General features: G+C 43.4%; 8 protein-coding genes. 3 read left to right on the top strand and 5 right to left on the bottom strand.

All coding sequences use genetic code 11. The features are described 5' to 3' along the window. Positions 1 to 537 precede the first annotated feature (537 nt). The gene (locus AC59JO_RS26870) at positions 538 to 2,868 is read left to right on the top strand and encodes a glycoside hydrolase family 31 protein (protein ID WP_413670856.1); all 2,331 of its coding nucleotides are present in this window, start codon (positions 538 to 540) and stop codon (positions 2,866 to 2,868) included. A 413-nt stretch (positions 2,869 to 3,281) separates the two neighbouring features. Here the strand turns inward: AC59JO_RS26870 and AC59JO_RS26865 are convergent, their stop codons facing one another. The 4 genes from AC59JO_RS26865 to AC59JO_RS26850 form a co-directional block, all read right to left on the bottom strand. Continuing rightward, on the bottom strand, positions 3,282 to 4,055 hold the full coding sequence (locus AC59JO_RS26865; protein ID WP_497309333.1) for a TerC family protein: 774 nt from the start codon (positions 4,053 to 4,055) through the stop codon (positions 3,282 to 3,284). An 88-nt stretch (positions 4,056 to 4,143) separates the two neighbouring features. Continuing rightward, on the bottom strand, positions 4,144 to 5,979 hold the full coding sequence (gene glmS / locus AC59JO_RS26860; protein ID WP_497309331.1) for a glutamine--fructose-6-phosphate transaminase (isomerizing): 1,836 nt from the start codon (positions 5,977 to 5,979) through the stop codon (positions 4,144 to 4,146). Between the two features lie 190 nt (positions 5,980 to 6,169). Further along, complete coding sequence (locus AC59JO_RS26855) at positions 6,170 to 7,573, bottom strand: DUF4270 family protein (RefSeq protein ID WP_497309329.1); 1,404 nt, start codon at positions 7,571 to 7,573, stop codon at positions 6,170 to 6,172. A gap of 15 nt (positions 7,574 to 7,588) precedes the next feature. Continuing rightward, complete coding sequence (locus AC59JO_RS26850; protein WP_091175730.1) at positions 7,589 to 8,413, bottom strand: glycogen/starch synthase; 825 nt, start codon at positions 8,411 to 8,413, stop codon at positions 7,589 to 7,591. A gap of 153 nt (positions 8,414 to 8,566) precedes the next feature. Between AC59JO_RS26850 and panC the strand changes: the two genes are divergently transcribed. Beyond that, positions 8,567 to 9,397, top strand: a complete 831-nt coding sequence (gene panC, locus AC59JO_RS26845; protein ID WP_497309326.1) for a pantoate--beta-alanine ligase — start codon at positions 8,567 to 8,569, stop codon at positions 9,395 to 9,397. Between the two features lie 198 nt (positions 9,398 to 9,595). Next, positions 9,596 to 9,946: an aspartate 1-decarboxylase gene (gene panD / locus AC59JO_RS26840; protein ID WP_110587810.1), complete on the top strand. Its 351-nt coding sequence runs from the start codon at positions 9,596 to 9,598 to the stop codon at positions 9,944 to 9,946. A 19-nt stretch (positions 9,947 to 9,965) separates the two neighbouring features. On the opposite strand, the gene AC59JO_RS26835 is transcribed toward panD, so the two are convergent. After that, positions 9,966 to 10,493, bottom strand: coding sequence for a hypothetical protein (locus AC59JO_RS26835; RefSeq protein WP_497309324.1), 528 nt, complete (start codon positions 10,491 to 10,493; stop codon positions 9,966 to 9,968). Between the last annotated feature and the right edge of the window lie 93 nt (positions 10,494 to 10,586).

Below are 10,586 nucleotides of genomic sequence, written 5' to 3'. Positions count from 1 at the left end.
GTGCCACCCTTTATCACCTTCAATGGTGCAACATTGCAAAAGCCTTAGCTAATACCTAAGGCTTTTTGCGTTTACAGTACTTTGCTATCTCAACAACTCCAACATCAATAACAACCATCCTCCCTAATCAACCACTCACTACTCACTATTCTCCACTAACCCGCACAGCGCAGAAGATGATCCTTCGTCCCTCAGGATGACAATCGGGGTAAATCGAGCAAAGCTTTGTAGCAGTAGAAGCGCATAGCCCTTCCTGCGGCTGACGGGAACGCCAAGTAATGCCTTCCAACTTTATAATGTACCGTTACGGCGTCCTGTAGCGTTAAACCGGATTCGATTTCTACCATAAATTGAGCAAAAAAGATTATTCCAATTAAAAAAAGTACACTATATTCACAGTGTCTAAATAGGTGTCAATCTCACACTCAACATAAACCAACTTGTGTACTCATGATGTTTAAACAATTATCTCATAAAGGCGCAAAAATTACGCAATCGATTGTGTTAATTATTTTGCTTCTAACTGGCGTCTCAACCATGCCTGCTTTTGCATTAATTAAATCTTTCAAAAAAGCAGCAGATGGCGTTACCTTCACGCTCGACAAGGGGTTGATGAAGGTGCTTATCCGTAAGGATGATATCATCGAAGTAAAATATACCATCTTCGATGCTTTTGAAAGTAAACCCTCGCTGGTTGTTAACAATAAATGGCTGCAACATTCGGTTTACCAGGTTTCGGATAGTAAAACCGACGTGCTTATTACTACGGCGAAACTGAAAATAAGGATCAATAAGGCCACTAACGCTATCATCTATACAGATCTGAAAGGTAACGTGATCGCCGGAGAAGATAGCGATAATAAATCTATGACTCCGGCTACCGTTGCCGGTATCAGCACTTATAATATTACCACGCAATTCACGTCACCAACCGATGAGGCCTTATTTGGTTTGGGCTGTCATCCACTGGATTCGATGTCTATCAATTACAAAGGCCGTAACCAGGACCTGGCTATTAAATATCTTACCGGCGCTATCCCGGTGATGCTATCAACAAAAGGCTATGGTTTGATGTGGGACAACTACTCGGCAAGTAATTTTTACGGAGCCGAAGCGGACAATACCAAATTTAAATATGTATCTGAAAGTGGCAAGCAGGTTGATTATTTCTTTTTCTACGGGCCCGGCTTTGATCATATCATCGACTTATATCGTACTGCCACCGGTAAAGCGCCGATGTTTGGTAAATGGGCTTACGGCTTGTTTCAATCACAAGACAGGTACTTGAGCGAGGATGAGATCCTTACTGTAAAAGATAATTATCGCAATAACCACATTCCAGTGGACGTGATTGTGCAGGATTGGTATTACTGGGACCCGTTGCCAATAGGTTCGCATGTAATGAAGCCTGAGCGCTATCCGCATCCACAAAAGTTGGTTGATGCTTTGCATCAGGCGAACATCCATGCCATGATCTCTATCTGGCCGGTGTTTGGTAAAGGCACACCTAACTATGACGCACTGGACAAAATGGGCGGCTTAACCGATATCACCTGGGACAACGTAGTTACCCATACCTTTGATACTTATTACGACGCTCACAACCCTAAAGCGCGCGAGCTATACTGGGACCAGGCCCGCGACAGCCTGATTAAGCGCTACGGCTGGGATGCCTGGTGGATTGATCAGTGCGAGCCCGATAATGGTGCATTGCTGGACGCCCGCCGTCAAAGTAATTTCAGCATAGGCAAGGGCATAGATTATTTTAATACCTATTCATTACAGCATACCAAAGGCGTGTACGAGGGCTGGCGCAGGGATATTCAGGGTAAGCGCGCCTTCTTTCTGGTAAGACAGTCGTTTGCGGGTGAGCAGCGCAATGCATCAACACTGTGGTCGAGCGATATTGAGTGTACTTTTCATGATTTTAAAGACCAGGTACCACAGGGCATCAATGCCTGTACCTCTGGCATCCCTTACTGGACGTCGGACATCGGTGGATATCACTACCACTGGAAACCTGCCGATTGGTCGCAGCCGGATAAGCGCGAATTGTTTACCCGTTGGTTCCAGTTCGGTACATTTTGCCCTATATTCAGGATCCATGGTAAAGGCGAACGCGCCATCTTCAGCAAAAACTGGGATGAAAATACGAGGTCGATCCTGCTTAATTTCGATAAACTCCGTTACCGTTTGATGCCTTACATTTATTCATTAGCGGGGCGAGTAACTAATGATAACTACACCATTATGCGTTCGCTGGCTTTTGATTACCGTGGCGACGCCAAAGTTTATGGTATTCCTGATCAGTATATGTTTGGGCCGGCCTTTATGGTTAACCCGGTAACCGAGCAATTGTACACCTCAAGTGATGCCGACAAAAAAGCTAAAGCCCGCCAGGTTTATCTGCCTGCAGCCAGCAAATGGTATAACTTCTGGACAGGCGAACTGCTCGATGGCGGCCAAACAATCAGCGCTGCCGCGCCCATCGAAATATTGCCGCTTTATGTAAAAGCAGGTTCAATTATACCTATGGGACCGGATGTTGAATACGCAACCGAAAAACCAAATGCTAATATCGAACTACGTATTTATCCCGGTGCCGACGCATCATTTAAGTTTTATGAGGATGAAAACGATAACTATAATTACGAAAAAGGACAATCAGCTACGTTTACGCTAAACTGGAATGATAAAACACGCAAGCTTACTATTTCAGATACCAAAGGACATTTCCCCGGACAATTAAAGAGCCGCACTTTTAATGTGGTATTGGTTAAAGGAGCGCATGGTTCGGATGTGGCTTTAACGGCTAAGGCTGATAAGGTGGTTAAGTATAGTGGGAAAGCGGTGACCGTAGTATTATAGAAAAGTTATTGAATTATATAAGTCTATTGACTTTTTCCCACATATCATTGAGTAACCATCAGGGAAATCTTAGAAAAATCGTGATGACGTGCAAAATATGTTTTGGAGATATTGTGCGGGGGCCGCGTTAGGGATTGCAGTGAAAAGACCACAGCGTGTGCCGGGTTTGTGTGCGGGTAAAGCGAGGACTTGTAACGGAAAGCCCGGGCCGCAGGTAACGCTCAAGCTGTAAAATCTATCTAGTAATCAATAGTTTATGACTGTGTCATTATAAGGCCCGGCAGGTTCATCCTGCCGGGCCTTATGCTTTTTCCTTGCGCTCATTGAAAACCTACCGTGTACCCCAATCTTTTAACTATTATTATTAATTAAAAAACGATGTCAATGACATAAATTAGATTCACAATAGTTTTTTAATTCCCTTTGCTTGCTATTTTCTTGCCCTTATTCGCTTTCATTTTCAAATTAAGCATCTCTACTAAAACCGAAAAAGCCATAGCGAAATAGATATATCCTTTAGGGATATGCTGTTCAAAAGCTTCAGCTAAAAGTGAGACACCTATTAACAACAAAAATGATAAGGCGAGCATTTTTACGGTTGGATGCTTGTTTACAAATGACGCTACACGGTTTGATGCCCACATCATAATGCCTACGGCAATTACAACGGCGAGGATCATGATCTCTACATGGCTCGCCATCCCCACGGCGGTGATCACCGAATCGAGCGAGAATACGATATCCAGCAGCATGATCTGTAATATGGTGCCCCAGAACGAATGCTTTTTTACCGAGCCTTCGTTTTCGTCATCGCCTTCAATCTTATGGTGAATTTCGGCAGTACTTTTATAAATCAGGAAGAGGCCGCCAATGATCAGGATCAGGTCACGGCCCGAAATCGCGAGCTTCTCGACCCATTCGGCATCGGTAATGCTAAAAATTGGGCTTAAGTTAAACAAGGGGGCGGTTAAGGTCATTACCCAGCTGATGGATAGCAGCAGCAGGATACGGGTGATCATGGCCATGCCAAGGCCAACCCGCCTGCCTTTGCTTTGCTGGCTGGCAGGGAGTTTATCGGATAGGATGGAGATAAATACGATGTTATCGATGCCTAAAACAATCTCCAGCAAGGTAAGTGTGATTAAGGAGATCCATGATTCGGCCTGTTCAAAAATTTCAAAACTCATAGGTTGCAGGTATTTGTTTCTTCCCAAAAATAACAAAACCCCTGCCGTTACTGGCAGGGGTTGGTAAAAATAGGTTTATAAAAGGTTTTTATTCAACTGTAACCGACTTTGCCAGGTTACGGGGCTGATCTACATTACAGCCACGCATTACTGCTATATGATAAGCCAGCAATTGTAGCGGGATAGTTGCAACCAGCGGTACAAAGGCCTCGTTGGTTTGCGGAATTTCTATCACGTAATCGGCCATGCCTTTAACTTCGGTATCACCTTCGGTAACAATGGCTATTACGTGGCCTTTACGGGCTTTAACTTCCTGGATATTGCTGATCACTTTTTCGTACGATGAATGTTTCGTGGCGATGAACACTACCGGCATTTCATCATCAATTAAAGCGATAGGGCCGTGTTTCATTTCGGCAGCCGGATAGCCTTCGGCATGGATATAAGATATCTCCTTAAGCTTTAAAGCGCCCTCCAGTGCTACGGGGAATGAACTTCCCCTGCCCAGGAACAGGCAATTGCTTGAATCTTTAAACCGCGCTGCAATTTCCTGGATATGATCATTTGATTTCAGGGCTTCCTGTACCAAATTCGGAATCTCGTTTAAACCAGTTAAATATTCAACCATTTTACTTTGGGTAATTTTACCCCGCTGTTGGGCTATGTAAAATGCAATGAGGGTTAATACGCTTACCTGGGCAGTGAAAGCCTTGGTAGAAGCCACACCTATTTCAGGCCCGGCGTGGGTATAAACACCGGCATGGGTTAAACGCGGAATAGATGCACCTACCACATTGCATATCCCAAAAATGGTTGCCCCTTTTTCTTTAGCAAGTTCTATGGCTGCCATAGTATCGGCAGTTTCGCCCGATTGGGATATGGCTATTACAAGGTCTTTTTCGGTAATGATAGGATTGCGGTATCGGAATTCCGATGCATATTCCACTTCTACCGGCACACGGGCATATTCTTCAATCAGGTATTCGCCTACTAAACCGGCATGCCAGGAGGTGCCGCAGGCCACAATAATGATCCTGTCGACGTTTTTAAGCTTCTCGGTGTATTCCTTGATACCACCAAGCTGAACTTTGCCCTGCTGCGGGTAAATACGGCCGCGCAGGCAATCGCGGATGGAGCGGGGCTGTTCATAGATCTCCTTCATCATAAAGTGATCGTAGCCACCTTTTTCCAGCATTTCAAGCTTTAGGTCCAGCTCCTGGATGTAGGGTGTCTGCACCGAGTTGTCGATATTTTTTACCAACAGGCTTTCGCGATGTACGTAGGCAATTTCGTTATCGTTAAGGTAGATCACATTTTTGGTATACTCCACGATAGGCGTAGCATCTGAAGCAATGAAGTATTCGCCTTTGCCTACGCCAATCACCATTGGGCTGCCTTTACGGGCCGCAATAAGCAAATCCGGCTCATCAGCACTCATAATCACAATGGCATATGCGCCTATCACTTTATTTAAAGCCACGCGTACGGCATCTTTCAAATCAAGGCCGGTTTCCCTTTGGATATCCTCAACCAGATGTATTAAGACCTCGGTGTCGGTATCGCTTTTAAAAACGTGGCCTTTGGCTATAAGGGTTTCTTTGATCACCCCATAGTTTTCGATAATGCCGTTATGAATAATGGTGAGTTTCCTGTCGCCGGATGAGTGTGGATGCGAATTACGGTCGCTCGGCTCGCCGTGGGTTGCCCAGCGGGTATGCCCCATTCCAATTGAACCCTTCAGGTCGATACCCTTTACAAAATTTTCAAGGTCTTCAACTTTGCCTGCTTTTTTATAAACCTTAAGGTCCTGGTCAAGCAGGGCAATGCCGGCACTGTCATAGCCCCGGTACTCAAGTCTGTGGAGTCCTTTTATAACGATGGGATAAGCATCTCTGAATCCTATATAACCAACAATTCCGCACATAAAATAATCAAGTATAAATGTTAAACGCCGCAAAATAAACAGCTATATAACACATATCAGCAATAATTATTTTGATTTTTTGTGAAAAAGGCGAAGTTTTAAAATACTTAAAAAAGTATTTTAAGAAGTGGAATTGCCTTAAACAAAAAAATCCCCTAAGCGGGGATTCTTTTGTTTATTAAGAGATATCTTACTTGCGGATCTTGGTGTAAATGATATTCATCCGGATGCTGTATCCCGGTGTGTTTTTATCACTTCCCACTATCACGGAGCGGGCTGCCGTTTGTGTTGACGGAGCTACGTCGATACCTGTTGTGGTATTAACGAGTGTTGTATCAACGGGGGCAATATAAGTGCCGTAATCAACTGTTTTTTTACGGATCAGGTCCTGCACAAAAGCGGTAACCAGGAAGTGGTATTCTTTTGTAGTACGGTTATAACGACCGCCAAATAAACTTGTTTGTGAACGCGGGTCGCTTGAGCTGGCGTCCTGAATCAATGTTCTTTGTTTGGCTATATCCAGCTTGTACATGGTTAGCTTAGGTAAAGGCGCATAAGGTACCCCCGAGCCGGCACGCGGTGTTATCACAATTTCGGCACGGTTTAATACTACTGACGAATCAACAAGTTTATCAAGGCCCGGGAAACTGAGTTTAGCTCTTAAGCCCGCAAGCCCCTGGAGGTAAACCGTATTTTGCGACGTTGTTGTATTGCTCAGGGCAGCCTGGATAGTTGTACTATACGTATGCGTTACTTCGGCAGCGCGGTTAAAGAATGGCAGAGTTACTGATGCCGTATCAATGGTGCTGGATGTAGTACTGGTAGCAGCGGTAACAACCTTATAAAAAACGTCAATTTGCGATGAGCCAAGATTGAGCTGTATGATACCGCCTGCATCGCTGGCTTGTGCCTTCTCTAACGAGAGGTAAAGACCTTTTACCGTACTTTGAAAAGTTGTTGGCGACGCAAGTATTGTACCGCTTGCATTAAACAGGTTGCTATAGATAAAAGATTTGCTTAATGGCACACGCAACTGTGGCGCTACACGCTGAACAGTATCTAATGTATCGGTGCGGATACGGGTTATGGTAATACTGTCATGCGTACGGGCTGTAAAGGTTTTAGAGCCAAGTAACGTGCTGAGATCAGCATCCCAGTGGTTGTTGGTGTAATAGGTTTTGTTCTCTATCTTTTTTTGAAGCTGATACACGTTTATTTTATAGCGTGAAGCCAGCGAATCGCCATAAAAGCCGTCTGCATACTTAAGCACAAGCACAGCCGAATCAATTGTAAGTGTACCTGCAGGTACCGTATAAGCAGCGCCATTTGGAAGGTTAACGCCCAAGGCAACAACGCTTTTTGTGGTGCCGAATACAGGATCGGTAAAGTTGGCAAGCGGTGTTCTGGTCATGCCCGATGTGGCCGCGGTATCATCAGCAACAGTGTTAATAACAATATTGGTATCAACTATCAGGTTACCATTGATCTCGTTTTGATCATTGATGCCCAAACCGATACCATCCTGGCGTTTACAACTGTTCAAAATAAAAAGACTTATTAACAGGGTCAATAAGTCTAATCGGAAAAATTTCATATATAATATTAAGTCTTATGCAACATCCACCAATTCGTCGTTGGTAATTTCGTCGTAAAAATTGTAATAATTTTCGAAATCTGCGGTAGAATCAAATTCTAAAACCGATTTATTGCTGTTTTTAACATTATTTAACACATCTGCATCAATATCAGGGCTGCCTAAAACGATACCGTCTGAGTAGTGGATTGCACCGGCATACAGCGCCGAATTGGTGCCGCCTTTGTATGGCTCCACATGCTGCTCGTTCATATTGCTCATGATGGCTTTTGTAGCAAAGTCATTGTGCAATTGCTCTTTAAAATCATTTTCATAAATAGAGTAAATGATTTTTGAGTGCTTAAATGTAGGATCGTCTTTGTAGGTTGTTTTCAGATAAGCAGGCACAAGCGCGCTCATCCAGCCATGGCAATGGATCACATCCGGCGCCCAGCCTAATTTTTTAACAGTTTCCAATGCACCTTTGCAAAAGAAAATCATACGCTCATCATTGTCGGCGTAAAATTTACCTTCCTTGTCTGCAAACACATGCTTACGCTGAAAATATTCTTCATTATCCAAAAAATACACCTGCATACGCGCCGCCGGGATAGATGCTACTTTGATGATCAGCGGGTTATCATTATCGTCGATAATAATATTCATCCCCGACAACCTGATCACTTCATGAAGCCTGTTCCTGCGCTCATTGATATTGCCGAAACGCGGCATAAGGATACGGATCTCGTAACCTTTCTCCTGCATGGCCTGCGGAAGTTGGCGTGTTATTTCAGCAATTTTTGTGAGTTCAAGGAAAGGGGACATTTCATGAGTTATAAACAAAAGCTTAGATTTACCCATCACTAAATCAGTATTTAAAATGTAAAGAAGTCAAAAAATTTGAGTTTGCAAATATAACTAATATTATATAAACTGCCAACGAATTATGCAAGTAACTTTTGGTTATTTTTAAGCAATTGTACACCTTTGCCAAATTTTGTAATAACCATTACATTGAAAATATTTACCACCAAAAAAGAAATATCAGATTACTTTAACCGTAAGCCGGTAAAAGTAATTGGCTTTGTACCAACTATGGGCGCACTGCATAAAGGGCACCTGGGTTTAATTGAACAGGCAAAGCAGCAAAGCACCCAGGTTGTTTGCAGTATTTTTGTAAACCCTACCCAGTTTAATGATCCGAAAGATCTTGAAAAATACCCCCGCCCAATAACCGACGATATCCGCCGCCTTGAGGAAGTAAACTGCGATATTTTGTTTAATCCGCAGGTTACCGAGATGTATGATGATAATGAGAAATGGCATTTTGACATGGGTGATCTGGAATACCTGCTGGAAGGGAAATTCAGGCCCGGGCATTACCAGGGAGTTACTCAGGTAGTAAATAAACTGTTCAATATTGTAAAGCCCGATATCGCTTTTTTCGGGCAGAAGGATTATCAGCAGTTTATGGTGATCAATAAAATGGTTGAGGTGCTGGAGATGCCCGTTAAGCTGGTCATGTGCCCTATTGAACGTGAGCCCGACGGACTGGCCATGAGCTCAAGGAACATCCACCTCACCCCGTATGATAGGGAACACTCGCTCATCCTCTCCAAAGCACTTAACTGGGTTAAGGAAAACTTCGATATTAACAAAATTGACACCCTGCAGCAGCAGGCAGCTCAAATGATCAGCGACGAACCAGGCGTTGAGCTGGAGTATTTTGAAATAGCCGATGGCAAAACACTGCATCATGCCACCCCTGCATCCGAAACTATTGTTGCCCTTGTTGCAGCGCGCGTAGGTAAAACAAGATTGATTGATAATGTGTTGATTAGGTAGCCTATGGTTCATAGTTGATAGTTCATAGTATTTGGTGGTTCATATATTGTGGTTTATGGGTTGAGTTAGAGCAGTAATTCTTGATAATGATTGATTATAACCCGCTAACTTCCATTTCACTGTAAACTTCGTGCTATGAACCATGATCCATCAACTATGAACTTGTTCCTGTGAACTAAATATTCCTAACTTTGCGCCATGATAATTGAAATATTAAAGTCCAAAATTCACCGGGTTAAGGTAACGCAAGCCGAGTTGAATTATGTGGGCAGCATCACTATTGATGAAGACCTGATTGAGGCTGCAAATATCATCCCCAACGAAAAGGTTCAGATAGTGAACAATAACAATGGTGCCCGTTTTGAAACTTATGTTATCAAAGGCGAGCGCGGAACAGGTACGGTATGCCTTAACGGGGCTACAGCCCGTCTGGCACAGGTAGGCGATATTGTGATCATTATGTCATATGCATACATGGAAACAGAAGAAGCCCGCAATTACGAACCTATTTTGATATTCCCCGATTCAGACAACAAGCTGATCAAATAGATTTTTTATAAATACCCGGTTAATTGGCCGGGTATGATCCTATTCCTAACGATACTTTCAAGCTTACATCGGTAGCTGCAGCTTTGCGTAGGCGGTAAACCATCCTGATTCGTACTGCCGGTTCACGCACAAGCACATCTAAAAAGTGCGAGTTATCAATATCAAGTACGATGCTGTTACCGGAGTTGGGCTGGATATCTTTGCGGATTGCTACCATTACTTCTTCGCTGCCATCGTTTTTACCCATGTATACCCGTAGTGAAGAGATATTGCCAATGTTATAATCTGTCGGATCGCTTGATTGTAATTTGGCTGATATAATACGAACTTCACTTATCTTATTGGCGTTGTTGCCGTCTTTGGTAAAATCCTGGTCAAAACTGTTTCCCGTGCTTATTGCGGTTTGAGGTTCATCAATTGGGGCCGACGCCGGGATAACCATAGTTGCAGTGTACGGAAATGTTGATTTAACAACTGATTGCAGCATGGCGCAGCTGCCAAAAAATAAAATAGCCGCAAGCAATAGAAAAACAGGCTTCTTTATCATAGTTCTTAAATATAAAAGTATTTGCGGGTTTGCGCAACTACAGGTTTAATTGGGATTTTTACAGCGCCGGTCTGTAAGTAAATATAGTAAGAT

The sequence above is a fragment of the Mucilaginibacter sp. A5337 genome (assembly GCF_059690695.1).
This window is presented reverse-complemented; position numbering and strand designations above follow the sequence as displayed.

Bases quoted from the DNA above. Each gene is read 5' to 3' on its own strand.
- AC59JO_RS26870 (WP_413670856.1), top strand. From the start codon at position 538: ATGCCTGCTTTTGCATTAATTAAATCTTTCAAAAAAGCAGCAGATGGC.
- AC59JO_RS26865 (WP_497309333.1), bottom strand. From the start codon at position 4,055: ATGAGTTTTGAAATTTTTGAACAGGCCGAATCATGGATCTCCTTAATC.
- glmS (WP_497309331.1), bottom strand. From the start codon at position 5,979: ATGTGCGGAATTGTTGGTTATATAGGATTCAGAGATGCTTATCCCATC.
- AC59JO_RS26855 (WP_497309329.1), bottom strand. From the start codon at position 7,573: ATGAAATTTTTCCGATTAGACTTATTGACCCTGTTAATAAGTCTTTTT.
- AC59JO_RS26850 (WP_091175730.1), bottom strand. From the start codon at position 8,413: ATGGGTAAATCTAAGCTTTTGTTTATAACTCATGAAATGTCCCCTTTC.
- panD (WP_110587810.1), top strand. From the start codon at position 9,596: ATGATAATTGAAATATTAAAGTCCAAAATTCACCGGGTTAAGGTAACG.
- AC59JO_RS26835 (WP_497309324.1), bottom strand. From the start codon at position 10,493: ATGATAAAGAAGCCTGTTTTTCTATTGCTTGCGGCTATTTTATTTTTT.